General features: G+C 60.4%; 25 protein-coding genes and 1 pseudogene. 18 read left to right on the forward strand and 8 right to left on the reverse strand.

From position 1 onward, the window contains the following. The first annotated feature begins 370 nt into the window (after positions 1-370). From FHX16_RS05675 to FHX16_RS05720, 10 genes are all read left to right on the forward strand, one after another. A complete protein-coding gene (locus FHX16_RS05675; RefSeq protein WP_183859664.1) occupies positions 371-2,749 on the forward strand; it encodes a putative monovalent cation/H+ antiporter subunit A in 2,379 nt (792 codons plus the stop codon). Further along, positions 2,746-3,165: a Na+/H+ antiporter subunit B gene (locus FHX16_RS05680; protein WP_113574883.1), complete on the forward strand. Its 420-nt coding sequence runs from the start codon at positions 2,746-2,748 to the stop codon at positions 3,163-3,165. Before FHX16_RS05675 ends, FHX16_RS05680 begins: the two co-directional genes overlap by 4 nt. Continuing rightward, positions 3,165-3,542, forward strand: coding sequence for a Na+/H+ antiporter subunit C (locus tag FHX16_RS05685; protein WP_112660994.1), 378 nt, complete (start codon positions 3,165-3,167; stop codon positions 3,540-3,542). Before FHX16_RS05680 ends, FHX16_RS05685 begins: the two co-directional genes overlap by 1 nt. Next, a complete protein-coding gene (locus FHX16_RS05690) occupies positions 3,543-5,099 on the forward strand; it encodes a Na+/H+ antiporter subunit D (RefSeq protein WP_259126761.1) in 1,557 nt (518 codons plus the stop codon). Then, on the forward strand, positions 5,096-5,569 hold the full coding sequence (locus FHX16_RS05695) for a Na+/H+ antiporter subunit E (protein ID WP_183859660.1): 474 nt from the start codon (positions 5,096-5,098) through the stop codon (positions 5,567-5,569). The genes FHX16_RS05690 and FHX16_RS05695 overlap by 4 nt, the downstream gene beginning before the upstream one ends. Continuing rightward, positions 5,566-5,943 (forward strand): cation:proton antiporter, encoded by a 378-nt coding sequence (locus FHX16_RS05700; protein WP_183859658.1) that lies wholly within the window; start codon positions 5,566-5,568, stop codon positions 5,941-5,943. Before FHX16_RS05695 ends, FHX16_RS05700 begins: the two co-directional genes overlap by 4 nt. Then, the gene (gene mnhG, locus FHX16_RS05705; protein WP_016553259.1) at positions 5,940-6,272 is read left to right on the forward strand and encodes a monovalent cation/H(+) antiporter subunit G; all 333 of its coding nucleotides are present in this window, start codon (positions 5,940-5,942) and stop codon (positions 6,270-6,272) included. Before FHX16_RS05700 ends, mnhG begins: the two co-directional genes overlap by 4 nt. Before the next feature lie 443 nt (positions 6,273-6,715). Further along, positions 6,716-7,147: a MucR family transcriptional regulator gene (locus FHX16_RS05710; RefSeq protein ID WP_016553260.1), complete on the forward strand. Its 432-nt coding sequence runs from the start codon at positions 6,716-6,718 to the stop codon at positions 7,145-7,147. 216 nt (positions 7,148-7,363) lie between these two features. Beyond that, complete coding sequence (locus tag FHX16_RS05715) at positions 7,364-7,792, forward strand: helix-turn-helix domain-containing protein (RefSeq protein WP_183859656.1); 429 nt, start codon at positions 7,364-7,366, stop codon at positions 7,790-7,792. Continuing rightward, a complete protein-coding gene (locus tag FHX16_RS05720; RefSeq protein WP_183859654.1) occupies positions 7,785-8,585 on the forward strand; it encodes a DUF6456 domain-containing protein in 801 nt (266 codons plus the stop codon). The genes FHX16_RS05715 and FHX16_RS05720 overlap by 8 nt, the downstream gene beginning before the upstream one ends. Before the next feature lie 115 nt (positions 8,586-8,700). Here FHX16_RS05720 and FHX16_RS05725 read toward each other — a convergent pair whose 3' ends face one another. Further along, the gene (locus FHX16_RS05725; protein WP_183751876.1) at positions 8,701-9,123 is read right to left on the reverse strand and encodes a SufE family protein; all 423 of its coding nucleotides are present in this window, start codon (positions 9,121-9,123) and stop codon (positions 8,701-8,703) included. Positions 9,124-9,328: 205 nt separating this feature from the next. Further along, on the reverse strand, positions 9,329-9,817 hold the full coding sequence (locus FHX16_RS05730) for a DUF5330 domain-containing protein (RefSeq protein WP_183859652.1): 489 nt from the start codon (positions 9,815-9,817) through the stop codon (positions 9,329-9,331). Between the two features lie 461 nt (positions 9,818-10,278). Between FHX16_RS05730 and FHX16_RS05735 the strand changes: the two genes are divergently transcribed. Genes FHX16_RS05735 through FHX16_RS05745 form a run of 3 tightly spaced genes read left to right on the forward strand, consistent with a single transcriptional unit; the run spans position 10,279 to position 13,118 of the window. Continuing rightward, entirely contained in the window at positions 10,279-11,811 is a 1,533-nt protein-coding gene (locus FHX16_RS05735) for a HAMP domain-containing sensor histidine kinase (protein ID WP_183859650.1), read from the forward strand. Further along, entirely contained in the window at positions 11,783-12,712 is a 930-nt protein-coding gene (locus tag FHX16_RS05740; RefSeq protein WP_183859648.1) for a peptidoglycan-binding domain-containing protein, read from the forward strand. The genes FHX16_RS05735 and FHX16_RS05740 overlap by 29 nt, the downstream gene beginning before the upstream one ends. Positions 12,713-12,761: 49 nt before the next feature. Then, a complete protein-coding gene (locus FHX16_RS05745; protein WP_183859646.1) occupies positions 12,762-13,118 on the forward strand; it encodes a DUF1491 family protein in 357 nt (118 codons plus the stop codon). Between the two features lie 6 nt (positions 13,119-13,124). Here the strand turns inward: FHX16_RS05745 and FHX16_RS05750 are convergent, their stop codons facing one another. Beyond that, positions 13,125-14,138, reverse strand: coding sequence for a DUF2336 domain-containing protein (locus FHX16_RS05750; protein ID WP_183859644.1), 1,014 nt, complete (start codon positions 14,136-14,138; stop codon positions 13,125-13,127). 200 nt (positions 14,139-14,338) lie between these two features. After that, on the reverse strand, positions 14,339-14,545 hold the full coding sequence (locus FHX16_RS05755; RefSeq protein ID WP_016553269.1) for a hypothetical protein: 207 nt from the start codon (positions 14,543-14,545) through the stop codon (positions 14,339-14,341). A gap of 519 nt (positions 14,546-15,064) precedes the next feature. On the opposite strand from FHX16_RS05755, the gene FHX16_RS05760 reads away from it, so the two are divergent. Further along, positions 15,065-15,232: a hypothetical protein gene (locus tag FHX16_RS05760; protein WP_016553270.1), complete on the forward strand. Its 168-nt coding sequence runs from the start codon at positions 15,065-15,067 to the stop codon at positions 15,230-15,232. A 10-nt stretch (positions 15,233-15,242) separates the two neighbouring features. On the opposite strand, the gene FHX16_RS05765 is transcribed toward FHX16_RS05760, so the two are convergent. After that, on the reverse strand, positions 15,243-15,797 hold the full coding sequence (locus FHX16_RS05765) for a DUF1254 domain-containing protein (RefSeq protein ID WP_016553271.1): 555 nt from the start codon (positions 15,795-15,797) through the stop codon (positions 15,243-15,245). Continuing rightward, the gene (locus FHX16_RS05770; RefSeq protein ID WP_183751860.1) at positions 15,790-16,377 is read right to left on the reverse strand and encodes a DUF1214 domain-containing protein; all 588 of its coding nucleotides are present in this window, start codon (positions 16,375-16,377) and stop codon (positions 15,790-15,792) included. Before FHX16_RS05770 ends, FHX16_RS05765 begins: the two co-directional genes overlap by 8 nt. Before the next feature lie 239 nt (positions 16,378-16,616). Between FHX16_RS05770 and FHX16_RS05775 the strand changes: the two genes are divergently transcribed. The 3 genes from FHX16_RS05775 to FHX16_RS05785 all read left to right on the forward strand — a co-directional run bounded on the left by FHX16_RS05775 (position 16,617) and on the right by FHX16_RS05785 (position 20,142). Next, entirely contained in the window at positions 16,617-17,639 is a 1,023-nt protein-coding gene (locus tag FHX16_RS05775) for a DUF1254 domain-containing protein (RefSeq protein WP_259126768.1), read from the forward strand. A 77-nt stretch (positions 17,640-17,716) separates the two neighbouring features. Further along, positions 17,717-19,123 carry a DUF1254 domain-containing protein gene (locus FHX16_RS05780; RefSeq protein WP_183859640.1) on the forward strand — a complete coding sequence of 469 codons (1,407 nt, stop codon included), beginning with the start codon at positions 17,717-17,719 and terminating at the stop codon, positions 19,121-19,123. Between the two features lie 296 nt (positions 19,124-19,419). Continuing rightward, positions 19,420-20,142 carry a DJ-1/PfpI family protein gene (locus tag FHX16_RS05785; protein WP_183859638.1) on the forward strand — a complete coding sequence of 241 codons (723 nt, stop codon included), beginning with the start codon at positions 19,420-19,422 and terminating at the stop codon, positions 20,140-20,142. A gap of 108 nt (positions 20,143-20,250) precedes the next feature. Here the strand turns inward: FHX16_RS05785 and FHX16_RS05790 are convergent, their stop codons facing one another. Beyond that, entirely contained in the window at positions 20,251-21,951 is a 1,701-nt protein-coding gene (locus tag FHX16_RS05790; protein WP_183859636.1) for an adenylate/guanylate cyclase domain-containing protein, read from the reverse strand. Between the two features lie 150 nt (positions 21,952-22,101). Between FHX16_RS05790 and FHX16_RS05795 the strand changes: the two are divergent. Then, positions 22,102-22,277: pseudogene (locus tag FHX16_RS05795) on the forward strand (DUF1214 domain-containing protein); the annotation flags it as partial. A gap of 57 nt (positions 22,278-22,334) precedes the next feature. On the opposite strand, the gene FHX16_RS05800 reads toward FHX16_RS05795, so the two are convergent. After that, entirely contained in the window at positions 22,335-24,020 is a 1,686-nt protein-coding gene (locus FHX16_RS05800) for an arylsulfatase (protein WP_183859634.1), read from the reverse strand. Positions 24,021-24,357 lie beyond the last annotated feature (337 nt).

A 24,357-nucleotide genomic window follows, 5' to 3' on the forward strand; every position in this document is an offset into this window, starting at 1 on the left:
CCTGGGGGACGGCATGTTTTTTCGCCAGCAATGTGGTGCGGAATGCCGGCTGGATCAAGGGGATGCGGATCACGGTAAAGCGGCACCCGGCCTAGCGAAACGGCAATCCCTTTGTTGCTTTTAAGAGGGCCGGTCGTGCGCGAAGGCCTAAAGCGTCCTGTGCCGCCCAGCGTGAAATCGCTTCAAGAAATGCCTCGAGGACGCTGCAAGCGATGTCTATGGACACGGATGAGCGGTTCCCTGTGAGTATCCACCGCTGGTGGCGGCTCTCGGTCGAACAAGACTTGTGACCGCGCCGCTGTTCTCGTACACCTGACGGGACTTCCGGCGTTTGCCGGCTCCACGAAGCGTTGCCAGCAGGGGAGGGCACATGGCCGGTGTCACGGCTTTGACATTTGCGGCCTTGTGTCTGCCACTTCTCGGCGCCGTCCTCGCTCCCTTTGCCGTCCGCGCCTTTGGTGCAAACGCCGCCTGGCCATTGGCGCTTGCGCCGTTGCTCGCCTTTGCGCACTTCGCCAGCCTGTTGCCGGTCATCGCGGGCGGCGAGGTGATAACAGGCGGCTATGCCTGGGTGCCAAGCTTTGACCTCCGCTTTTCCTGGCTGCTCGACGGTCTTTCGCTGACTTTCGCGCTGCTGATCACCGGGATCGGCACGCTCATCGTCCTTTACGCCGGCGGATACCTCAAGGGGCACCCGGATCAGGGGCGTTTCTTCTCGTTTATCTTCCTGTTCATGGGCGCCATGCTCGGCCTCGTCGTCTCGGACAGCCTGCTGATGCTCTTCATCTTCTGGGAACTGACGTCGATCACGTCGTTCCTCTTGATCGGGTTCGACCATGAGCGCGAGGCCGCCCGTCGTGCCGCCCTGCAGGCGCTCGTCGTCACCGGCGGTGGCGGCCTTCTGCTGCTGGCCGGCCTGCTCCTGATCTGGAGCACGACAAACGCGACCGACCTGTCGACGCTGCTGCAGTCCGGCGATCTCTTGCGCGCCAATCCATACTATCTGGCGATCCTGATCCTTGTTCTCGGCGGCGCGTTCACCAAATCGGCGCAGTTTCCGTTTCATTTCTGGCTGCCGAACGCGATGGAGGCGCCGACGCCGGTCTCCGCCTACCTGCATTCGGCAACGATGGTGAAGGCGGGCGTCTATCTTCTGATGCGGCTCAATCCCGTCATGGGCGGGACATCGGCCTGGGAGACCTTGCTGCCGCTCTTCGGCGGCGTGACCTTGATCGTCGGTACGCTGCTTGCGATCCGCCAGACCGATCTCAAGCTGCAACTTGCCTATACCACCGTTTCCTCGCTCGGGCTGCTTGTGCTGCTGACCGGCTTCGGAGCGCCCTATGCCGTCGAGGCCGCAGCGCTCTACCTCGTGGCGCATTCGCTCTTCAAGGGCGCGCTGTTCATGGTTGCTGGCATCATCGACCATGAAACCGGCACGCGCGACATCACAAAGCTGCGCGGCTTGCGGACGGCGATGCCGCTGACCTTTGCGGCCGCACTTGCCGCGGCGATCTCCATGGGCGGTCTGCCGCCGTTCTTCGGCTTCCTCGCCAAGGAGGAAATCTATGCCGCCCTGGCACATACGGACCCACGGTCGATCGTCTTTACAGTGGTTGCGGTAAGCGGCAATACGCTGATGTTTGCGATCGGCTTCGCCGTGGCGCTGAAGCCGTTCCTCGGGCCGGTCCTTGCAACGCCCAAACATCCGCACGAGGCACCGCCGTTGCTGTGGGTCGGCCCAGTCGTGCTGGCGCTGTTGGGACTGATGGCCGCGGTGTTCTCCGCGACTGCGCATCACTACATCTCGTCTCCGACGGCATCCGCCGTTCGCGGAACGGCGAGCGTGATCGAGATTTCCCTGATCCCGCATGTCGGTGTGCCGTTGCTTCTGTCGGTTCTAACGATCGCGCTCGGCACTCTTGTCTATTGCCGGATAGACCAGGCGCGTCTGCTCATGGCGAGTGTACTGCGCAAGCTCGGACCGGGACCGGATCGTGGGTTTGACGCCTTTATCACCGGCCTGACCAGATTGGCGGTTCGCGTAACGCGGTTCATCCAGCCGGGCCGGCTTGAACTCTACATCACCTGCACCTTCCTCTGCCTCGCCGCGATCCTGCTCGTTCCGCTCTGGCTCTACGGCGAAATGCCGGCGTTGCCTGTCTGGCCACGTGAGGTCCAGATCCACGAAGGGGCGATCTTCCTGCTCGCCGTCCTTGGTCTGTTAAGCGTCGTTGTCGCGCGCGACCGGCTGACGGCGATCGTCTCGCTCGGCATCCAGGGCTTCTCCGTCGCCATTATATTCCTGCTGTTTGGCGCGCCCGACCTGTCTTTCACGCAGTTCATGGTGGAGACGCTATCGGTCGTCATCCTGGCGCTGGTCATGACCCGCCTTCAATTGTCGCCGACCGACCGGAGACCGCTTGGCCAGAAGATATTCGACGGCTGCATCGCGATTGCCTGCGGCTCCGGCTTCGCGCTGCTCCTGATGAAAGCCACGCAGACACCGTTCAACAATGCGCTGACCGAGTTCTTCAACACCTACTCGAAGACCATCGCTCACGGCGCCAACGTCGTGAACGTCATCATCGTCGATTTCCGCGGTACCGACACGCTGGGCGAGATCGCCGTTGTTGCCATCACCGGCCTTGCGATCCTCGCCCTCATTCGCATCCGCGCGCAGACCGAGCGCAAGCTTGCCGAAAACGATCCTGATGCTCCTGAGGCTCTCGGAGTCGAGCGCCCATGAACACGCTGATCTTCCGTACGATCGCGCCGGTGCTGACGGCCCTGATGCTGCTGTTTTCCGTCTTCGTCCTGCTGCGCGGCCACAACGAGCCGGGCGGCGGCTTCATCGGCGGGCTGATTGCCGCCTCGGCGCTGGCGATCTTCGGCATTGCCCGCGGTGTCGGCGCCGTGCGCCGCGCCATCGTCTTCCATCCGCTGTCGATATCGGGCGCCGGTCTTCTTATGGCGACTTGCGCCGGCCTGCTGTCGATCGTCTTTGCAGTGCCGTTCATGACCGGGCTTTGGATCTATCCTGAAATAGCAGGTGTCGAAGTACCGCTCTCGACCGTCATGCTGTTTGATATCGGGGTCTATCTGGTCGTCGTCGGCGCCATCACGTCGATCGCATTGGCGCTTGAGGAAAGGGAGGTCGAGTGATGGAGCCGCTGTTTGCAATTCTCGTCGGCCTGTTCTTCGCTGCCGCGATCTATCTGATGCTGTCGAAATTCTCGATCCGGATCATGCTCGGCATCGCCGTCCTCGGCAACGCCGTGAATCTCTTGCTGTTTACGGCTGGGCGGTTGACGCGAGAGGTGCCGCCGATCATCCCGGCAAACCTCGATACGCTCCCGGACGGCGCCGCCAACCCACTGCCGCAGGCCCTGATCCTGACGGCGATCGTCATCTCGTTTTCCTTCCTCGCCTTCCTGCTGGTGCTGACCTATCGCGCCTATCAGGACATCGGCACCGACAACACCGACGAAATGCGTGTCGCCGAACCCGTCGATCCACCGCTGCCGCCGATGGGGTACTAGATGGCGGCTCCGTCAAGCATGATCACCGATCTCTCGGCTGCGATGGTCACGGCACCATTGCCGCTCGCCAGCTGGCTCGTCATTGCACCCGTGGCGCTCTGTATTACACTCGGCGCCGCGCTGCTGATGATGCGCGGTTCGCTGCGGCTGCAGGCGCAGGTCGCCATTCCGGGCCTCGCCGTTCTGGTCCTGCTGGATGCCGCGCTGTTGGCAGAGGTCGTCGCGCATGGTCCGCTGACCATGGTCATGGGGCGTTGGCTTCCGCCGTTCGGCATCGCCTTCACGGTCGATCTCTTTGGCGCTTTGATGGCCCTGGCCGCTGCCATCGCCGCGCTTGCCGGCGGCCTCTTCGCACTGAAGGACGTGACCGAAAGCGGCCGCCGATACGGTTTCTTTCCCTTCCTTTTGCTTCTGATGGCAGGCGTTTCCGGTGCGTTCCTGACAGGCGACGTCTTCAACCTCTATGTCTGGTTCGAGGTGCTTCTCATTTCGTCCTTCGGCATGTTGATCCTCGGCTCCGAGCGCGGGCAGATCGATGGAGCCATGAAATATGCGGTGCTGAACCTGATCGGCACGACGCTGTTCCTGATCTCGGTCGGCATCGTCTACGCTGTCTTCGGCACGCTCAACATGGCCGATATCGCTGGCAAGGTGGAGAGTGTGCGCGACACCGCGCCGCTGATGACCCTGTCGGCCCTCTTGCTGCTGGCCTTTGCCATGAAGGCCGCTGCCTTTCCTGTCAATTTCTGGCTGCCGGCCTCCTATCATACCCCGCGCATCGTCGTGTCGGCACTGTTTGCCGGTCTGCTGACCAAGGTCGGCGTCTACGCCCTCATTCGCGTCATGGTCATGCTGCTGCCGATCGAGCGCGAACAATTGAGCCTTCTGATTGCGGCAACCGGGGCAGCGACCATTGTCGTCGGCGCACTTGGGGCGCTGGCGCAGGACGATATCCGCAAGCTCCTCGGCTACGTCGTGATCTCGGGCATCGGCAACATGCTGGTCGGGATAGCGCTCGGCACGCCGGGCGGCCTGTCCGGCGCAATCTTCTACGCGCTGCATTCGATGGTCCTGATGACGGCGTTATACCTTCTGGCTGGACAGGCGGCCGCCCTTGCCGGCGGTTTCTCGCTGGCCGGGCTCGGCGGCCTCTACCGTCGCAGTAGCGGTTTTGCGGCGATCTCTTTCATCCTCTTCGTCGCCGCGTGCGGATTGCCGCCCTTTTCCGGCTTCTGGCCGAAGGTGATTTTGGTCAGAGCATCGATCGACGTCGGCGCCTGGTGGCTGGCCGCCGCGATCCTCATCGGCGGCTTCCTGCTGACCGTCGTATTCGGACGCGTCTTCCTGCTCGCCTACTGGCGACCGGCAACGGCACCGCCGGCTGCAGCCTCCATCCGCTGGCAAACGGGACTGCCGCTCATCATCCTGACCGCTCTTGTCGTCGCTTTCGGCATTTTGCCCGAGCAGTTGTTGGAGATGGCACAGGCCGCAGCGACCGGCCTCATTGACCCGACGTCCTATCTGCAATCGGTCTTCCCGGACGGAGGGATGCCATGATTGCCCTGCTGTTGAACGTCCTTTTGGCCATCGCCTGGGCTACCGTCACCGGCAGTGCCTCGCCGCACAATCTCCTGTTCGGATTTGTTGTGGCCGCCTTGTGCCTGTCTGTCGTTCGCGAACCCTACGGCAGCCGGGGGTATCTTCGCCGCTCACGGTCGATCATGCTCCTCGGCCTGCTGTTTCTGAAGGAACTGGCGATCTCGGCGTTGAAGGTCGCCGCTACGGTGCTGACGCCCACTATGCGGCTGCAGCCTGGCATTTTTGCCTTTCCGCTCACCGTCGACCGCGATTTCGAGATCACGCTTCTCGCCAACATGATTACGCTGACGCCGGGTACGCTGTCCGTCGATGTGTCAGACGACCGCAAGACGCTATACGTCCACGCGCTGGACTGCTCAGATCCGGAGGGAACCAAGCGCGACATCGCCAACGGCTTTGAGCGGCGGATCCTGGAGGCGTTCCGATGATTTCCCCTGTTGCCATCGTTTCTACCGCCGCCGCGATCGCCCTCATCATCCTCGGCGTCGCCTTTCTGCTGGCGGGCTGGCGGGTCGTTGCCGGCCCGACACTGCCCGATCGGATCCTGGCTCTCGACACGCTCTCGGGCACGGCGATCGGCTTCATCGCTGTATTGGCGGTCAAGACCGGCTTCAGCCTCTACATCGACATCGCCATCTCGCTAGGTCTGGTCGGCTTTCTGGCGACGGTCGCCTTTGCGCGTTTCGTGATGTCTCGCGGCACTGTTGCAGGACGGCACAGCGAAAAAACGGTACGTGCCCCGAAAAAGCCCCAAGTGGCAGCCAAACGCAGCCGCGCGAACGGAAGAAAGGGTAGGGCATGATGGACTATGCGGTAGCACTTGCCGTCACATTCCTGCTGCTTGCCGGCTCCTCTTTCGCACTTGTCGCCGCTCTCGGCATCGTGCGCCTGCCCGACCTCTATACGCGGATGCATGCCGCTTCCAAGGCGGGAACGGTCGGTTCCGGCATGCTGCTCGTTGCTGCGGGGATCGCCTCGGGCGAGGTTGCAGTCTTTGCGCGAGCGCTGGCCGGTTTCGTCTTTTTTCTGTTAACGGCACCGGTCGCCGCACATCTTCTGGCGAAGGCAGCACATCAAACAGGGTACCGTCTCGGGCCTCAATCGGTGCGTGATGATCTAGTTGAAAGATGAGAGCGCTTCCGATTCAGTATTTTAAGTTGATTTTTGCACCCTTTTGCAGATTTCTTAATGGTTAATGTTTGGGTCTTGTGCAGACAATTCTTGCGAGTTGGGCATTTTTCGGTAGATATATACGAAATAATAATTGGCGTTTTCGCAAAACGGTGATATTTGGATGTCCAAGTAGAGTTCTGATATTGAATTAGAATCACGTTGCTTATTTCCTCGTTGGCTTTGCATTTCACTGTTTAATTGAGGAAGTAGCCTGCGTGACAACGTACTAATTCGAAATCGGGCAGTATAAGAAACGGGTTTCGGCCTCAGGAATCTAGGGGTGGATTTCAGTTTTTCGAAACAGGTAGCCGTAGCCTGAGTTTTTTGCTGTTGGCTCTACGATGACGGTCTTGGCTGACGAGGCTTGGACCTTTGGAGCATTGAAACAGGAGAAACGTATTATGACGGATACTGCAGCCGGTAGCGGGCCGGAATTGCTGGTGGAGCTTACCGCAGATATTGTTGCCGCCTATGTCAGCAATCATGTGGTCCCAGTTGGCGATCTGGCTAACCTGATCTCGGATGTGCATTCAGCACTGAGCAATACGTCGGCGCCAACACCTGCAACGGCCATTGTCGAAAAGCAGAAGCCGGCGGTATCGGTGCGTAAGTCTGTTCAGGATGAGCAGATCACCTGCCTGGAATGCGGCGGCAACTTCAAGTCGCTGAAGCGTCACCTGATGACCCACCATAGCCTGTCGCCCGAAGAGTACCGCGAAAAGTGGGAACTTCCTGTCGATTACCCGATGGTAGCTCCAGCTTATGCTGAAGCGCGTTCGCGCCTCGCAAAGGAAATGGGGCTCGGCCAGCGCCGCAAGCGCGGCCGCGTCTGATCGTTGCCAAGGATTGATTTAATCCTGTAGAGCCGGGCGGAAGCCCGGCTTTTGTGCTTTTGGGATGGGAATGAATGTGGAAAATAATCCTATTTATTCCGCCCCTTAAGGAAATCGACGAGGAAGATCAACAGAAAGTTGCGCGATAACGCTTTTGTTCGTTCTCGTTGCCGTGTAAGGTGTATGAATTAATTCCTATTTTATGGGAGTATTCATATGCCGATTGCCAATTTCACTTTGCCGGGCGCTTCTGCGCCGTCCTTCCCCGAGGCGATAACAAGTCAAAGCGCTTCCGGTTTCGTTCCCCCTCCCGCAACGGTGCCGGTCCGTATTGTCTGCCGCATCTGCGCACAGATCACCACCGAGATGGTCATGCTTGCCAGCCATCGCATCCAGATGCGTCGGGATCGCCGCCGCACGCTATGCCATATCAGGCAGATCGCCATGTATGTTTGCCACGTCGCCCTTCAGATCCCCCTTTGCGAGATCGCCAAAGCCTTCGGACGCGACCGCACGACGGTCGGTCATGCCTGCCACGTGGTCGAGGATCGTCGTGATGATCCGGCGTTCGATGAATTCGTCGCTGTCGTCGAACGGACGGTCGTTTCTGTTTTCCGATCGAATGGAGTGTTTGGAAATGAGTGATGCGCATAAGGCCATGGTGAAGCTTTTGAGGTTCCTTGCGCGTGGCGAGGCCCGTGAGCAGGCATGCGAGGGCTCGGCCCTGTCGCTGCATTTGGGCGATGGCGCGCTTCACATCGTGTCTCAATCCCTGTTGGCTGCGGCGGTGTCGGCAGGGCTCGTTAGCCGGACGGGCGGTTGGATTTGCCTCGCCCCCGCCGCGCGCTCTTATCTTAGGCGGGCCGCGTCCCTGAGAGAGGAAGCCTTCATCGAACAACACGGCGCAATCGACCATGCCGTGGCCGAGGTCGGCGACGGACGGCGGCAGCCAGTACGGATCAATCGGGAGGAATCGCCGCTATCGGGCCTTGCGCGGTTGAAGGAAAAGACCGGCGGGCCTTTCCTGTCGGCGGCGGCACTCGCCGCCGGCGAGCGGCTGCTTGCGGATTTTACGCGCGGTCAGTTGCAGCCGCGGGTCACCGCTTCCTGGGAACCGCACCACGCAAGCCGCGCGAAAGGAGAGCGTGGCGGCATGGCTGATCTGACCGACAGTGCAATTGCCGCGCGGGTCGCGGTCAATCGTGCGCTCGAGGCCATGGGACCGGAGCTTGCCGGAGTGGCACTCGATGTCTGCTGCTTCATGAAGGGGTTGGAGACTGTGGAGCGAGAGCGTCAGTGGCCGGCACGCTCCGCCAAACTGATGCTGCGCACCGCGCTGATGGTGCTCTCACGGCACTACAATCCGCCCATGCCCGCACGCCGGGCCCGCGTGGAGCATTGGGGTGCCGAGGGATATCGACCCGAACTCTATTCGTGATGAGGAGGTCGCAGCTAAAGCGCGTCGCGATCTTTCGGATTCGCTCATGCGCTTCAGCCAGTTGTTTCTCGCATGTCTTATCCCGAAACCGGTGACCACTTTCGGGAGGCATGCTTTAAGCCACCGCGCGCACGCGCGCTTCCTCGCGGATGCGGTTGACCATCGAGCGCAGGCCGTTGGCGCGCTGCGAGGAAAGGTGCTCGACAAGGCCGATCTTCGAGAACACGTCGAAAGCGTCGAGCGCGGCGATCTCGGAGGCGGTTTTGCCGGAATAGGTCGCCAGCACGATCGCCACCAGCCCGCGCACGATATGCGCGTCGGAATCTCCCTCGAAGGTCATGAGGGGATTATCAGGGTCCCCATCGGTGTGCGTAACGAGCCAGACTTGGCTGGCGCAGCCCATCACCTTGTTGGCCGACGTCTTTTTGTCGTCGGGAAGGTCGGGAAGCGCCTTGCCGAGCTCGATCACATAGCGATAGCGGTCTTCCCAATCGTCGAGGAAGGAGAAATCTTCGAGGATCTGCTCGAGGGACGTCATGCATTCTGGCCTTTCGTTATCAGGATTTCATATAGGTGAAACGCAGCCAGATTTGAACCATTAAAAAGAAACGCCGCGAAGGATGGGCATCCTCGCGGCGCAGCAAAAGCTGAAAATAAACAGGGCAGGCACGTCAGGCACGGGACTTTCCGCAGCTTCGCGGATCGCCGGTGCAAGCTTGGTTGCGGGAAAGCCCGCGAAATTCTCAGGTGGCCGGGCGCGGTGTCGGCAGCGGAATCGTGCCTGTCGTCACGGTGTCGGAAAGGCCTTCATCGGCATCGTCAAGCGGCGGGCGGTAAGGCATCGGCTGGTTCAGCGCTGCCGTCCGTTCCTGCACCTGCGATTCCGTATGCGACGGCGCCAGTGCCACGACAGGAGCGACCGGGGCGTTCGCAGCGACAGCAGCCTTGGAGGTCGTGTCGTCGCCAAAGCGGCTGTCGAGGAGTTCGTAGGCAACACGGGCGCCTTCACGGGCCCGCTGACCGAGCGCGGCCATTGTCTCAGCACCCTTGACGCAGACCTCCGGCTTCTCGCCGCACATGCCGGTCACGTAGTCATAGGCGCCAGTCGCAGCGACAAAGGCGTCGGAAAACTGCAATTTCGGTTGCGAGCTGGTCGGGCTTTCGCCGCTGAAGAACGACAAGAGCACGAGCACAAGTCCGAACCAGAATGATCCTTTGATCAGAAACCACATCGTCGTTGCCCATCCTGTTTTCCCGTTCGGTCTTGCTGCCGAATCGGTCCGGCCTTCCGGTGTGCTTTGACCTTAGAGCAGAGTTGCGAATGCCAGTTTTCGAAACTCGTCGGCATTTGCGGCAAATTTAGCTCGAATTTTAATGAACGGGATTTGCGCCGCATTTCAGTCAAATTGTAGCGACCCTCGTTAAGCATGTAACGGGCCACCTCCTGTAATTGCAGGCAAACCTTGCGGCGAAGCTGCCACAAAGGTTAACGACGAGCTGAAATATGAGCGAAATCCGTCGCTTACCGCCCGTTAACCGTAAAAATCAAAGCCGCCTCCAGATGCTCGAAAACGGGACATTTCGCCCTTTTGAGGTGTGGAGGCGGCTTTTCCCTTATCCTTTCCTTAAGCGCCCAAGGCCTATTGTCCGCCTTGGTAAAGAGCCTTTTTTGGGCGGGTATTGCGTGCGTGTAATGAGTAAGATCGCAGAGCGGGCGGCAGCCCTCGTGGACCGGGCGGCTGGAAGCTGGCTCTCCCGGACGGGAGGCGGTGCAGCCGCGCGCCAGCGCGAACTGATGATCCTGCGCCGATTGGCGTTGCTCTCGTCGGCCGCTCTCGTTGCGGCGCCCTTTGGACTCTCCTTCGTTACCAGTCCCGCGATCGCGCTGCCTGTCGGCGTCACGACGGTTTGCGCAGCCTTCCTGTTCTCCGCTGTGGGCAGCATTGCCCTGTCGCGCCAGAGCACCGCAACGGCGGCAGCCGCCGCGCCCGTTGCCGAAGAATTCTTCATGGAGGCAATCGCCGGTCTTGCCTTCTTCATGGATCCGCAGGGCAACGTCACCACTGTTGGCGGTCGCGACAAGCGGGAGTATCTCGCCTGGATGCGCGATCCGATCGGCAAGGGCTTTGTCGATCAGATCCATGTCTCCGACCGCATCCTCTTTCTGCAGGCGCTGGACCAGCTCCGCCAGGGCGAGGAGGCTGCGACCGTCGACGTGCGCCTCGAACGGCCATCCGTTTCGCGCGACAACAGACAGTTTGCCTACCTGCGTATCGACCTGACAGCGCGTCAGGATAGTGACGGCGTGCTCTTCAGCGTGATTGCCCAGCTGCGCGATGTCTCGTTGGAGCAGCAGTTGCGGCAGGAGGCGCAGAACCGCGCCGCCGACGCCCGCTCGGCCAACGATGCAAAATCGCGGTTTCTTGCCGCCGTCAGCCACGAACTGCGCACGCCGCTCAATGCCATCCTCGGCTTCTCCGACATCCTGCTCGGCGAGTATTTCGGCAAGTTCGAGAACGAACGTCAGCGGGAGTATGTCGGCCTTGTCCGGGATTCTGGCGCGCATCTGCTCTCGGTCGTCAACACCATGCTGGATATGAGCAAGATCGAAGCCGGTCGCTACGAACTCTGCCTCGAACCGTTCGACATTGCGTCGGTCGTTCGTTCCTGCGAGGCGATGCTGGCGCTGCAGGCGAAAACCAAGGGCGTATCGCTGACGAGCCGCGTCCAGCGCGGTCTTGACGAGGTGATCGCGGACCAGCGCGCGATCCAGCAGATCCTCATCAATCTCGTCGGCAACGCCGTGAAATTCACCGATGCGGGCGGTGCGATCTCGATCGATGCGTCGATGCGCGACGGCGTTCTGAACCTCTGCGTCAGCGACACCGGCATCGGCATTCCGGGCGACAAGCTGGAAATGCTCGGCCAACCTTTTGTCCAGATCCAGAACGACTATAGCCGCAGATTCGAAGGGACGGGGCTCGGTCTGTCGCTGGTGAAGGGCTTGGTGGCGCTGCATGGCGGCGACTTCGCAATCGCCAGCACGCCGGGCGCCGGCACCATCATCACGATTTCGATTGCAGCGGACGGATCCGGCATTCCGGCTGCGGGCACGGCCCGCAACGATCTTGTCGAGTTCCCGCCGCGACTGAAGGCTGCACCGACGTCGGTCGGTGTTTTGGAAGAGGGGCTTTTCGATGGCCACGAGCAAGCGAAAATCGCCTAAGGGAAGGCGGGGCCGGCAAAAACGGCCGGGCCTGCTTCTCACCGGGGCGTCCGTCGTTGGCGGATTGGGGCTGCAGGGCGCAAGCGCGCTTGGCGGCGTGATTGGCCGCAACCCGTCGGTCGCCGGCGGCACCGCAGCCTTCCTGGTCATCTTCAGTTTCGTTGCTGCCAACGCCCTCTGGTATCAGCCGGGCGCGCACCCACACCCCTTTCTGCGCACACGCGATCCGCTGTTCCCGAACGTGCTCGGCGCGCGTCCGGCCGTTGAGGAGCACAGCGGCAACGTCACCACCTTCAAGATCGAACGACAGGACGAGGCCGACGCCACGCAGACGAACGCGACGCCGGTAGCGCCTGGTGGTCAGCAACCGAGCCAGATCGTCATGGACATCCAGACTGAGCTGGTGCGGCGAGGACTCTACAACGGCACGCCGGATGGGGTCATCGGTCCACGCACCAGCGCGGCGATCCTGTTCTTCGAGGAAACCGTCGGCATGCCGCAAACGGGCGATGCGACGCCCGTGGTGCTGGCAGCGCTCAGGACCGACTCGGTCGGGCCCTCTGCGGTGCCGCTGGAAAAGCCGCCCGCGGACGTCACGTCGAAAGCGTCGGCCGAGGATCCGGTCGCCGCTGCCATCCGCAGCGCCGAGAAGACCATCAAGACCGCTCCGACACCGGCGAAGAAAATGGCGCAGTCGGCCGAGCTGTCGACCGTCGATCTCGTGCTGAAGATCCAGAAGGGTCTGAGCAACATGGCCTACGCCAACGTCGGGGTAGACGGCGTGCCCGGCGAACAGACCCGCACCGCCATCCGGCATTTCCAGAAGCACTACAACCTGCCGGAGAATGGCGAGCCAAGCGAGGCCGTTCTGAAGAAGCTCAAGGAAATCGGAGCACTCTGAAGGGCCGTCGCAGCATTGCGGCCGGCGGTTTGTCTGCTATAGCTCGCGAATGAGATTGCGCACCGACATCTTCGTTTCCGCCCTCGTGCGTCGTGTGTTCGGCAAGGGCGACTTCGCCGCTGTCGAGGCAAAGGGCGCCGACGAGGCAGGCGCCGTTTTTATCCGCCAGCATTTTCGCGATGGACTCGAAACGCTTTATGGCCCGGCGCCGCAAAGCGTCTTCGACGACGAAACGAGCGGTGAGCGACTGTTCGAGCAGCGCTTGATGCGGGCTGAGCCTGATAAGGTGAGGGAGATGCTTGAGCGGGAACGGAAGTTCGACCCGGATCTCTGGATTGTCGAGCTTGAAGCCGAAGACCTCGGAGATATCGTCCCACTCGCCGGCGGGCGCGAGAACCCGCTATAGCCAAGATCAGCGGGTGCGGCCGATAACGCGCCGGTCGCGGGTGGGAGGAACCTCGTGGCCCGAGCGGGCCGTTTCTGCCTCGTCCGGCAGGTAGGTATAGCTGTCTGCGCGGCGCCACGCTTCGACGCGGGCATTGCACTCTTCCGGATCGAGTCCGTCCAGCACCATCCAGGCCCGCGTTACACCATGCTGCGGTTCGGCGAGGTGCGGATACAGCTTCTCGAGAACGAAGACGGCGTCGAGGAAATCCATGCCGAGACTGATAAGCGTGGTCGCAAGCTGCTGTCCCGAGATATCGAGCAAGATGCGCTCGGCTAGCCAGCGGCTGGCGGAAAGCCCATCGGCGAGCGCCTTGGCGAAAAGCGTTGCCTCCCGGTTGCGGGCAAAGCGGACGAGGAGGGCAGCCTGGATTGGGGAGAGGTGCCGCAGTCCGAGCCGATCGCCTTCAGGGCTGGCGACGTGACGAGCGAGCTCCCGGATCCGGTTGCGCATTTCCTCTTCGCTGGCGCGGCGGGCGGCAGCTTCGATATCCTCGAGCGAGGTCGCAGCCGGTGGTTCCGGCGCCACACTGGGTGGTTCGGCTTCCGGCGGGGCCGCCAGCCGCTGTTCGGCTTGCCGCAGCCCGACCAGGGCATCGATGACCCGCGGGGAGAGAGCCTCTCTGCTGACGATGGCCTTCATGTGCGCGCTGCCCTGCGTGCGCGCAATCGTGATCAGGGTTTCGTCGTCAATCGCCGGCGAGGAGGTGAGGAAAGGCGCGGCGATATCGATCGCCTGGCAGCCAACGAAGAGCGCAACGGCTGCCGGAATCTGCGGGCATTGCGAAAGGGCGGCCACTGCCTGCCGCCGCGCCTCGTCGGAGGAAGCCTGAAACAGTGGCGTGAAGAGTTCGGCGAATTGGCGCAGTTCCGAACGGGTGGGCGGCTGCAAGCCCTCGAAGCTGCTGACTGTCGCCATGAGCACCACGTCCTTCTTCCGGCTGGCGGAGGGGGTCTCTAGGTCTCTGAACCGGTCACGCACAAGAACACACCCTGGAAACGCAAAAAGGGATGTCGCAGGACTGGACGCGGAGGGACGCCCCTTACCCCACATAGGTTATGAACAAATCCTACACGGGCAGGGTTAATGGTTACTGAAGACTTTATTAAAATTGTGCCAGAAGGTGCCACGTCGTCCGGCGCGCGACAGTGGCCTTCATTAGGTTCGATATCTGAGGGAAACTACAATCCCTTATGCCCGCGAAGCGCCGCCAGAAGTCTTTCGGCGCTGTTATTTCCGGACTGATAGAGGTCCAGTGCCGCGGATGCTGCCAACTGGGCTTCGGCGCTCTTGATGTCGATCCGCTTCTCCAGGCACCAGGCATCGAGTGCATGGCGAAGCACATCCAGGTCCTCGGGGGAAAATGTCGAACCGATAAGCAAAGACATTTCAGCCCCTTCCTTGTTCGCTGTGAATGGAACAGTGCCCAGCCGGCCGGCTCAGATTTGCCGACGATGCCACAACCATACCGGTATTGCCGGCGACCGCAATTGATATTTTCGTGACACGAATCCGTCGACGGAGGTCGAACCGGCCTTGCCGGCACAACCTGCGTTAAGTATATGAATTAATGCTAATATCATTGCGCCGTTGTGGACCGAATCTTCTTGTGCGACGTTTGAAACCAAAACACGGCACAGCGCGTTTATATCGTGTCGTAGAAGAAGCTAATGTTCACGCATGAAATTAACCATCTGTTAACCGTCATATGTCTCAATTCGGAAATGAACACGGCGGTCGAGTGCTTCGGTCGTCGAGTTTCACATCACGGTATTTCGAACAGTGCCGTGAGAAAGGCGCGGATGCCTCGGGGGCCTGATCGGGCTTTATAGGACGCGCTGGCTCGCATAGGCGGGCAGGGTGAGATTTCGCAGTTCATCCGTCTCGGGCCGTGCATGGAGACGAGAATGGCAATAGTCGTCGCATTGGCGGACCGTCTGTCCCAGACGCGCCGCCGCAAGGGCAGAAAACCAGTCGAGGCGCAGATCCTGCTTTTCACCGGCGTTCGCTACGAGCGCCTGACCGAGAGTTCGAAGCGCGCGTCCGGAGATCGGGTTTCGCGAGTCAAGAAATAGCTAGATTGCTTCAGTTCGAGGAGCCGGCATATTCGTCGCAGCCGGCCTCCGCGAGGAAGTTGCGCGCGGCTGCATCGAAGCTCGTCTGGGGCGCCAACGTCCTCAACACCGCATAGCCCTCTGAGCGAGGGCTTTCCACGAGAATGGTCTTTTGCAGATCCGGCGGCAAAGCCTTGCGAAGCTCGGTCAGCTGGATCGGCGTTCCGATCAGAATATCGAGCGCGCCTCCCACCGACGTCCTGTCATTCATACTGAAGACCTCGTTCGACGCGCCATCATAGAGTGCGATCGACCAGAACGGCACGTTGCCTCTGGCGGTCAGCCGAACCGGCGCCTCCTCGATGTCGAACGAGCAGACGGCGGTGCGGACAAAGGGATCGTCGTTGGAAAGGCCCGCGGCGTCATCGGTGGCGCCAAGCAGGTAGAACTTGTCGAGGTCGCCCTCGGAGGCGACGCGGGTCGCGGCGTCCTTGCCGGTAAAGTGCGGCAGTGACAGGATGATCACCAGGTGCAGCAGCGCCGCCCCGAAAAGTCCCGCAAGGATGGCGAACAAGATCCTAAGCATTACCGCACCCGGTCTTCTCTAGCTTGGGCATCGCAAGGTCGATGACACCGGAGCTGCCGGCGGTCGGGGTATCGAACAGGGTCAGGACGAGTTGGAAGGTGCCCGCGGCCGGCAGCGCCAGCCAGTTTCCAGGGCGCGCATGCGCTGATATCTCGACCGTAAAGCTGCTGTCGGCCTGCCGCAGTACCGTCCAGGAATTCATCGCACCCGGAAGCCCAGGTCGCAGCGACGCCGGGTTGCCGCTGTTGTCGGCAGTAAACAGCGTCCAGATACGGGCGGGCGGCGTCTGTCCCGTAATGCGGTAGCTGCAGGCGGCGTTCAGCCGGTCGCCGTTATCGTCGACCTTGGCGGTGAACATCAGGCCTTCGGCATTTCCATAAAGCAGGCGCCCGGCACGCGCCCGGTGCGACTTCGCATAGGGGTCGGCGCTTTCTGTTTGCAGTTCGGGAAAAGCCTCCCAGGCGCCGAGCTTGATCGCGCCGAAACCGGCCGTCGCGTTCAGCGCGTAGAGCGAAATCATGATCCCGCCACCAAAGGCGATAATCAGCGTCATCGCTATGAAGAGAGGAAACCGAAACACTATGCGCCCTTGAGAAACAAATCAGTTGAAAGGGTTACCACTGATTCTAGCTATGCGGAATGCCGCAGGCGGAACGGGGCGGCATATCCCAGCCAAAACGAACTGGCGGGCTGCCCTTGCGCGGCGTGGCTGAATGGTCCCTTGAGGTTGTTGCGTCGAATTTACCGTAACGTACTTCCAATTCCCTTATCTCGGTGGAAGGCTTGCTCCGAGTGAAGAACCAATGGAGGAACTGACATATGGGGCAGCAGGCAGTCATCACGGCGTTGCTTTTGGTGCTGGGCACCAACGGCGTTCTCGCGCAGGCCGCTACCAAGGACGCCGTTCCGGTGACGCCCGACAACTTCCCGCGGGCTGAATCTGATCTCTATTTCGGGAACATCGTCAAGGACGACGGTTTCGCAAAGTTCAAGCATCATCGCGAACTCAGTCCGATCGATCATCAGCTCGTCATCCGGACAAACCGCGACACGCTCTATTCGGCCGCTGTCTTCGATCTCGGTGCCGGGCCAGTAACGGTAACACTTCCGGGCGCCGGCAAGCGCTTCATGTCGATGCAGGTCATCGATGAAGATCAGTACACGCATGATGTCATTTACGAACCGGGGAGTTACACCCTCGTCAAGGACAAGATCGGAACGCGATATGTGGTTGTCGCCGTTCGGACGCTTGTAAATCCGCATGACGCCGAAGACGTAAAACAGGCGCATGCCCTCCAGGACGCGATCAAGGTGGAACAGAAGTCACCTGGCAGTTTCGAGGTTCCCCATTGGGATCAGGCAAGCCAGACGAAAGTGAGAAAGGCGCTGCTGGAACTGGCTGCCACGCTGCCTGACACAAACCGGATGTTTGGGACGAAGGAAGACGTTGACCCGGTTCGACGCCTTATCGGCGCAGCTTCGGCCTGGGGCGGAAATCCACAGAAGGATGCGACCTATCTCAATGTCACGCCCGAGAAGAACGACGGCAAAACCATCTACAAGCTCGAGGTCAAGGATGTGCCAGTTGAAGGATTCTGGTCCATCAGCGTCTACAACGAGAAAGGCTATTACCAGCCGAACAAGCTGAACGCCTACACGCTCAACAATGTCACCGCCAAGAAGGACGATGACGGCTCCGTGCATGTTCAGTTCGGCGGATGTGACGGAAAGACCGCCAACTGCCTGCCGATAACAGAAGGCTGGAACTACATGGTTCGCCTGTATCGGCCGAGCGCCGATATCCTGGACGGAAAGTGGCAGTTCCCAAAGGCAATGCAATAGCTGATCGGGTCGTCACGACCGCGCGGGGATAGATGGCAACATCCGTCACCCGCAACATGTGCTGGAGGAATGACGCCATGAGATTCGTCGCGTTGCTGTGCCTGTTGCTGCTTGGGGTTCCTGCCATTGCAGCGGACCGAACCACGCAGCAGGTGTTCGACAGGGAGATCGAGCGAAAGGCCGTGCAGGCGGTCGTCTGGGGTATGCCTGTGGTCAACTATGACCTGATGCGCCAGGAAATGCTGGCCAAGACACCGGGGAAGGTGGGCCAGGTCATCTACTGGGGTCGCCCGCTGGATTGGCGGAACCAGACCCTGACCCCCAATCCGGACGCGCTCTACTTCATGGTGTTCTTCACCACCAAGGATGGCCCGGTGGTTCTGGATCTGCCGCCTGCGGAGGCCAAAGCATCCTTCAACGCCAACATCGTTACGGCATGGCAGTTGCCTTTGGAGGATGCCGGCCTGCTCGGCATCGACAAGGGCAAGGGCGGGAAGTTCGTGGTGCTGCCGCCGGGCTACAAGGAAAAGCTTCCGGACGGGTTCATTCCGCTTCAGTCTGAGGTGGACGGCGGCTACATGCTGCTTCGCTCCAACCTTCCGAGCCACGCCGATGCGGATGTTCAGGCTTCAATCGAATATGGCAAGAAGCTGAAAATCTATCCGCTGTCGGCCTCCGGCAATCCGCCGGAAACGGTCTTCAGCGACGTAAAGGATGTTCTGTTCGATTCCACGATCAAATGGGATACGAGCTTCTTCGAGAACCTCAACCGCGTCGTTCAGGAAGAACCATGGATCGTGCGCGATCGCGTGATGATCGACCAGCTGAAATCCCTCGGTATCGAGAAGGGCAAACCGTTCGAACCGGATCAGCATATGAAATCGCTGCTGAGCAAGGGCATGAAGGACGCGCAGTTGCTGCTCGAAGCAAAGTATGATGCCGGATTTCCACCGTTCTTCAGCGACAAGAGCCGCTGGACCTTTCCAACCTATCCGGACCTGATCCAGGCGGGCGGACGTGGCTTCGACGAGGAAAATGCCTATCCGGTCGATCATCGCGGCGTCGCCTACAGCTACGCCTATATCGGTCTCAAACGGCTTGGCGCGGGGCAATTCTATTCGATCTCGATCCGCGACAAGGATGGCCGCGAGTTCGACGGTCGCGCCACCTATCGGCTGAACGTCCCGCCGCATGTCCCTGTTCAGCAGTACTGGTCGGTGACGGCCTATGACCGGCAGACGCACGCCTTGATCAAGAACGTGTCGCGTGCCAGCCGCTCGTCGCAAATTCCCGAGCTTGCCAAGAACGGCAACGGTTCCATCGATCTCTATTTTGGTCCCAAGGCGCCGAAAGGCAAAGAGGCGAACTGGGTCCCGACGGATCCGAAAAGGAGGTTCGAGCTGATGTTCCGCGCCTATGGCCCGACCAAGGAGTTCTTTGACAAGAAATGGGTACTGGCGGATGTCGTCCGCGTGGACAAATAGTGTCGTTCAAGGCATGCGGATGGCTCACCTCGCTTGGAGGATGGATGCATGACCAATGGATTCAGGTTCGCAAAATGGGGACTTGGTCTCTTCATCTCCTGTGCGCGGGTCTAACACAGACGGGGCCGCCCGACCGTGGCGGTGAGTGTCGGGCCCTCTTCGAACGGTCTGGCGTGGGCGCGGTTGCCCTGGCGCACCAAATGTCATGGCTGGGGAGCGGTTAATTCTCCGCGGTTGCAGGCGTGTGTAGAGTGCTATGATCGCCATTGTATGTGCCTATGGGGGGAGAATGCAGCATGTCCGATTTCAACCTCGGCTTCGTGATCTTTCCCGGGATTACGCAGCTTGACTTCACCGGGCCGTTCGAGGTCTTGAGCAGGCTCGGAACTCCGCCCTCGCTTTCAGTCCCAAGCAAATTCCCTGACGTTAAGGCCCACGTTGTCGCAAAGACCTTGCAGCCGATTTCGAGTGATCGCGGTCTTGCTTTCTTGCCGACCGACACATTTGAGACTTGCCCCGCGCTCGACTTGCTTTGCGTGCCGGGTGGCTCCGGCGTCATGGAGGCGCTTGCGGATTCCGAACTGGTCGATTTCGTTGGGCGGCAGGGGAGGCAGGCAACCTACGTAACGTCGGTCTGCACCGGCGCCTTTCTGCTCGGCGCAGCCGGATTGCTGGAGGGGCGGCGGGCGACGACGCATTGGGCCTATGTCGACCTGCTTCCACTGGTCGGCGCGATCCACGAAGAAGGGCGTATTGTGCGCGATGGCAACGTTGTCACCTCAGGCGGTGTCACGGCGGGGATCGATTTCGCTTTCAGTGTCGTTGCGGAAGTCGCCGGGCCCGAGGTCGCCCAGGCCATTCAGCTGGGGATCGAATATGATCCTTCACCCCCGTTTGACGCGGGCCATCCCGACAAGGCAAGCGCAGCGGCAACGTCGCTGATGGTGCAGCGAAATGAGAGCAGCCATACGGCGATCAGAAAGGCACTGGAGAAGCGGGCAGCGACGGGCGTTCCCTGAGGCGGCGCCCTTTCCGCCGAAGTTTTGCCAACGCCTGCCGGATGCTTTGCGGTAATGCATGCGCAGACCCAAGAGCGCTGACGGGCGGCCCGTTCGGGCCACCTGTTGTCACCGTTCCGGCAGGCCGGCCCTTCGGAAGCCGTCGACAAAGTGGTCTCGTACAGATGCATCGCGTAGCGGCTGGGAGTTGAGCCAATGGCTGATCGTGAAATGAGGGTGGGCGATCAGGAACAATTCTGCTTCTCGTCGCGCCTCTTCACGGTGGCCCAACTGCGCAAGCGTCGCAGCCAGGAATTTGCGTGAGTTGGTACGATACGTGTCTTCCCTGCGGAGTGTAGCGGCTGCCGCCTCATAGTCACGCGCGGCGTATTGCGCCTGCCCGAGATGACAGAGATACCAGCAGGTTGGATGGGGATTGAGCCGCAGAGCTTTTTCGATCTGCGCTAGTCCGTCGGCAACCCTGCCGTCCAGCACGGACACGTCCGACATGGCGGCCCAGGTGTCGGCGTGGTTGGGGTCCAGCTCCAGGGCCTTGGCGAAGGCGGCCTCCGATTCTTCCCATCGCTGCTCATAAGCCAAAATGGTCCCCAGAACGTAACGGCAGCCGGCATCGTTGGGATCTAGTTCGACCGCCTCCTGTGCGAACGTCGCCGCCATCCGACGGTTAGGATCTTCGGGCTCGCCGAAATGAGTCCAGGCAAGCCAACGGTTATAGGCGAGCAGGCCGAGGGCCTCAGCATATGATGGCTCGAGCTCAACCGCGCGTTGGAGCAGCATATAGGCCTCACGCTCGGTTTGCGGCGATTCTTCCGTCAGGCGGCGGGCGCGCACGCATAGATCGTAGGCCTCAAAGTTCTTCGGCCGATTACGCTGCGCCGGGATGGTCAGCCGGCCGACGAGGGCTTCAACAATCTTGGCGTTAACTTCATCCTGTAGTTCGAAAACATCTTCCACCGTCCTGTCAAACCGGTCGGCCCACAATTGCTGGCCGCCAAGCGCGTCGATCAATTTGGCATTGATACGGACACGGCCCATTGCACGTCTGGCGCTCCCCTCAAGGATGTAGCGGACGCCGAGCTCCTGGGCGACCAACCGTACATCAACCGGCTTGCCCTTGTAGCCGTTCACGGAATTGCGCGCGATGACGAACAGGCCAGCCGTACGGGAAAGGTCGATGATGAGGTCTTCGGTCAAGCCGTCGACGAAAGGCGCGTCCGCTTCATCCCCACTCGTATTCGTGAAAGGCAATACAGCGATCGAGGGACACTCGGGCAGCGGCAACATGCTCTGCAGCGCATCCGGCCAATGCCACACGTGGACCGGGCGGGTCAGGTTCTTCAGGTAGCGTTCGCCTCCATCAAAGAACCGATCGCCGATCTTGCCGACAATCTCGCCGTGAACGTTGGCTGAAATGCAGATACCTCCCGGTGCGGCCTGCGTCTCGAGGCGCGCCGCGACATTGACGCCGTCGCCGAGGACGTCTGAACCGTCGTCAACGACATCTCCCAGATTGACGCCTACACGCAAAAGCAAGCGCCGGTCACCGGAAACAGCAGAGGTGGCCCGCTGCATTTCCAATGCTGCAGCGACCGCGTGCACCGCGCTACTGAATTCGATTAGGAATCCGTCGCCCATGACCTTGAAGATGCGACCGTTGTTACGCATCACCGCCGGCTCGATGACGCCAGAACGAAGTTCCTTGAGGCTCGCCAGCGTTGCGACTTCATCAGCCTCCATCAGGCGTGAAAATCCCACCACATCGGCAACGACGATGGCGGCAAGGCGACGCTGAAGAGATTGATCCGTCATGTGAGGACAAGCCTAACGACTGAGTTAGCAAATTATTGTTCAACTGCGGGTGAGTCAACAAGTGGTAAGTGGCGATCTCCACCTCCATCGAGCCCTCATCCTTCTTGTGAACGACGGCGTCGAGGTGGACGACACGGACATGACTGTCCACGGAAAGCGGACGGTTCCATCGATCTCTATTTTGGTCCCTAGGCGCGCCGAAAGGCAAAGAGGCCAACTGGGTCCCGACTGATCCGAAAAGGAAGTTCGAGCTGATGTTCCGCGCCTGTGGCCCGACCAAGGAATTCCTTGACAAGAAATGGGTGCTCGCGGATGCCGTCCGGTCTGCTCGGATACAGACGGGTAGCCTGATTGGGGCCACCCGTCCTTTTGAGCAGGGTCGATCAGTTGCCCGGCTTGTTTTTGATCGCAGCGTCGATCTGCCGCTTTACAGCATCCAGATTGAACGAGGCCGGATCCTGCATCGGGGGATAGTCGACCGCCGTGAGAGCAAGCTTGGCGACTTCCTGCTGAACGCTGACGAACCGCCAGAACTCGCGCGCAAAGAAGTCGTTCATGTAGCCTCCACCTTGATCATTGAGGCTTTGCTGACCAATCGATGGTGTCCGCTCGAACGGATCCTGACGGATGTTGACCATGGTGGGCATGTCAGTCGTTACCTTGCCGCCGGGCCAGCCCTGCGGCTGTTGGAAGAACTGGAACTTGAAGTTATCGAGGCGAACTGCCCCCAGGGCAGGGCCACCGAAGTAGAAGAATTCATGTCGTGCGGAGGGTGATTTGCCCAGCAACAAGTCCAACTGATTGTAGCCATCAAGATGGTTCTTGTAGGTCTTGTCGCCGAGCTTCACACCCTTGAGCAACTGGTCGGTGATCTCGGTATTGCCGGCTGCTGCCGCTAGCGTCGGAAACCAATCCAGGGCCGAGAAAATGCCGTTCTCGACTGATCCCGGCTTGACCTTCCCCGTCCAGCGGATGATGGCCGGCGCGCGGAAGCCTCCCTCCATGACTGTGCCTTTGGTGCCCTTGAATGGCGTCATGCCACCGTCCGGCCAGGTAAAGACCTCCGCCCCATTGTCGGTCGTGAAAACGACGATGGTGTTATCGGCTTGGCCTGCGTCTTCGACACATTTCATGAGGGCGCCGACACTGTCGTCGAGCTGCGCCACGCCGGCTTCCTCAAGACCATAGTTGGTGTCGCTGTTCATGAGGGCCTGGTACTTGGGCGACAGATAGGTCCAGACATGCATGCGCGTCGTGTTGTGCCAGACAAAAAACGGCTTTCCGTCGGTCTTGGCCTTGTCCATGAAGTCGCACGAAGCCTTGACCAGCACTTCGTCGAATGTGCCCATGTCGTACTTGGCCTTGGGTACTATGTCATGCATGTTCGGGACGTTGGACATGTCGGGATATGGTGCGAGGGGACCCTCGTCTATGATCCGCTGCTTGCCGACCTTGCCCCAACGGGGCAGCTCGCTTGTATCGTCAGTGTCCGTTGCAAAGCTGTGGACCAAATTGCGCGGCCCGAATTTATCTCGGTACGATTGGTCATTAGGAAACGAATACCAATAGGGGTCTGACATCGCATCGAGGTGATAGAGGTAGCCAAAGAATTCATCGAAGCCATGCAGCGTCGGCAGATACTTGTTCAGATCGCCAAGATGGTTCTTTCCAAATTGGCCGGTAGCGTATCCTTCGGCCTTCAGCACGGTGGCCAGGGTGGCAGCTTTGTCGGGCATGCCGACATCGGCGCCCGCCTGGCCGACGGTCGTCAGGCCGGTCCGCAAAGGAATTTCCCCGGTGATGAAGCTCGCCCGGCCGGCAGTGCAACTCGCCTCCGCATAATAGTCGGTGAACATCATGCCCTCAGACGCCAGCTTGTCGAGGTTAGGGGTCTTTCCGGACATGATTCCGCGGTGATAGGCGCCTAGGTTGAACCAGCCGACATCGTCACCCATGATGACGACAATGTTCGGCTTTGGCTGCTGTTGCTGCGCAACTGCTGGCGGGGCCAGCGCGGTCGCCAACGCGGAAGCCAGCAGACCAAAGCAAAGGTTTCTCGTGCTACTCATGATTGATGCCCTCCGTTTCACTGATCTAATCGCGATTGTTTTCTCACAGCAAAAGGGTGCCCTCATGCCTGTGACGATCTGAGTTTGTGAAACTGCGCGGCACGACGCCGCCACAGCGGGATATGCTGAGTTGTGTGAATGCAGCTCTGATTGCTCGCCATAGGGTGACGAGAGGCCCACCCGCCATCGAAACGTCAATGGCTAGCGATGAAATGCTCGCTCTGGCGTTTGCCTGAGTGTTGGCAACCGTCCCGGGCGCGAATATCGCATATCTTCACTTTCGCCGCCAGATTGAAGTGCGACGCCGACACTAGGCCCCAATGCGCAAGACGCGTGT

Source organism: Rhizobium sp. BK661 (assembly GCF_024808825.1).
Lineage (GTDB): Bacteria > Pseudomonadota > Alphaproteobacteria > Rhizobiales > Rhizobiaceae > Rhizobium.

What these genes read in the sequence shown, in the direction of transcription:
- FHX16_RS05675 (WP_183859664.1), top strand. Translation starts at nt 371, where the DNA reads ATGGCCGGTGTCACGGCTTTGACATTTGCGGCCTTGTGTCTGCCACTT.
- FHX16_RS05680 (WP_113574883.1), top strand. Translation starts at nt 2,746, where the DNA reads ATGAACACGCTGATCTTCCGTACGATCGCGCCGGTGCTGACGGCCCTG.
- FHX16_RS05685 (WP_112660994.1), top strand. Translation starts at nt 3,165, where the DNA reads ATGGAGCCGCTGTTTGCAATTCTCGTCGGCCTGTTCTTCGCTGCCGCG.
- FHX16_RS05690 (WP_259126761.1), top strand. Translation starts at nt 3,543, where the DNA reads ATGGCGGCTCCGTCAAGCATGATCACCGATCTCTCGGCTGCGATGGTC.
- FHX16_RS05695 (WP_183859660.1), top strand. Translation starts at nt 5,096, where the DNA reads ATGATTGCCCTGCTGTTGAACGTCCTTTTGGCCATCGCCTGGGCTACC.
- FHX16_RS05700 (WP_183859658.1), top strand. Translation starts at nt 5,566, where the DNA reads ATGATTTCCCCTGTTGCCATCGTTTCTACCGCCGCCGCGATCGCCCTC.
- mnhG (WP_016553259.1), top strand. Translation starts at nt 5,940, where the DNA reads ATGATGGACTATGCGGTAGCACTTGCCGTCACATTCCTGCTGCTTGCC.
- FHX16_RS05710 (WP_016553260.1), top strand. Translation starts at nt 6,716, where the DNA reads ATGACGGATACTGCAGCCGGTAGCGGGCCGGAATTGCTGGTGGAGCTT.
- FHX16_RS05715 (WP_183859656.1), top strand. Translation starts at nt 7,364, where the DNA reads ATGCCGATTGCCAATTTCACTTTGCCGGGCGCTTCTGCGCCGTCCTTC.
- FHX16_RS05720 (WP_183859654.1), top strand. Translation starts at nt 7,785, where the DNA reads ATGAGTGATGCGCATAAGGCCATGGTGAAGCTTTTGAGGTTCCTTGCG.
- FHX16_RS05725 (WP_183751876.1), bottom strand. Translation starts at nt 9,123, where the DNA reads ATGACGTCCCTCGAGCAGATCCTCGAAGATTTCTCCTTCCTCGACGAT.
- FHX16_RS05730 (WP_183859652.1), bottom strand. Translation starts at nt 9,817, where the DNA reads ATGTGGTTTCTGATCAAAGGATCATTCTGGTTCGGACTTGTGCTCGTG.
- FHX16_RS05735 (WP_183859650.1), top strand. Translation starts at nt 10,279, where the DNA reads ATGAGTAAGATCGCAGAGCGGGCGGCAGCCCTCGTGGACCGGGCGGCT.
- FHX16_RS05740 (WP_183859648.1), top strand. Translation starts at nt 11,783, where the DNA reads ATGGCCACGAGCAAGCGAAAATCGCCTAAGGGAAGGCGGGGCCGGCAA.
- FHX16_RS05745 (WP_183859646.1), top strand. Translation starts at nt 12,762, where the DNA reads ATGAGATTGCGCACCGACATCTTCGTTTCCGCCCTCGTGCGTCGTGTG.
- FHX16_RS05755 (WP_016553269.1), bottom strand. Translation starts at nt 14,545, where the DNA reads ATGTCTTTGCTTATCGGTTCGACATTTTCCCCCGAGGACCTGGATGTG.
- FHX16_RS05760 (WP_016553270.1), top strand. Translation starts at nt 15,065, where the DNA reads ATGGCAATAGTCGTCGCATTGGCGGACCGTCTGTCCCAGACGCGCCGC.
- FHX16_RS05765 (WP_016553271.1), bottom strand. Translation starts at nt 15,797, where the DNA reads ATGCTTAGGATCTTGTTCGCCATCCTTGCGGGACTTTTCGGGGCGGCG.
- FHX16_RS05775 (WP_259126768.1), top strand. Translation starts at nt 16,617, where the DNA reads ATGGGGCAGCAGGCAGTCATCACGGCGTTGCTTTTGGTGCTGGGCACC.
- FHX16_RS05780 (WP_183859640.1), top strand. Translation starts at nt 17,717, where the DNA reads ATGAGATTCGTCGCGTTGCTGTGCCTGTTGCTGCTTGGGGTTCCTGCC.
- FHX16_RS05785 (WP_183859638.1), top strand. Translation starts at nt 19,420, where the DNA reads ATGTCCGATTTCAACCTCGGCTTCGTGATCTTTCCCGGGATTACGCAG.
- FHX16_RS05790 (WP_183859636.1), bottom strand. Translation starts at nt 21,951, where the DNA reads ATGACGGATCAATCTCTTCAGCGTCGCCTTGCCGCCATCGTCGTTGCC.
- FHX16_RS05800 (WP_183859634.1), bottom strand. Translation starts at nt 24,020, where the DNA reads ATGAGTAGCACGAGAAACCTTTGCTTTGGTCTGCTGGCTTCCGCGTTG.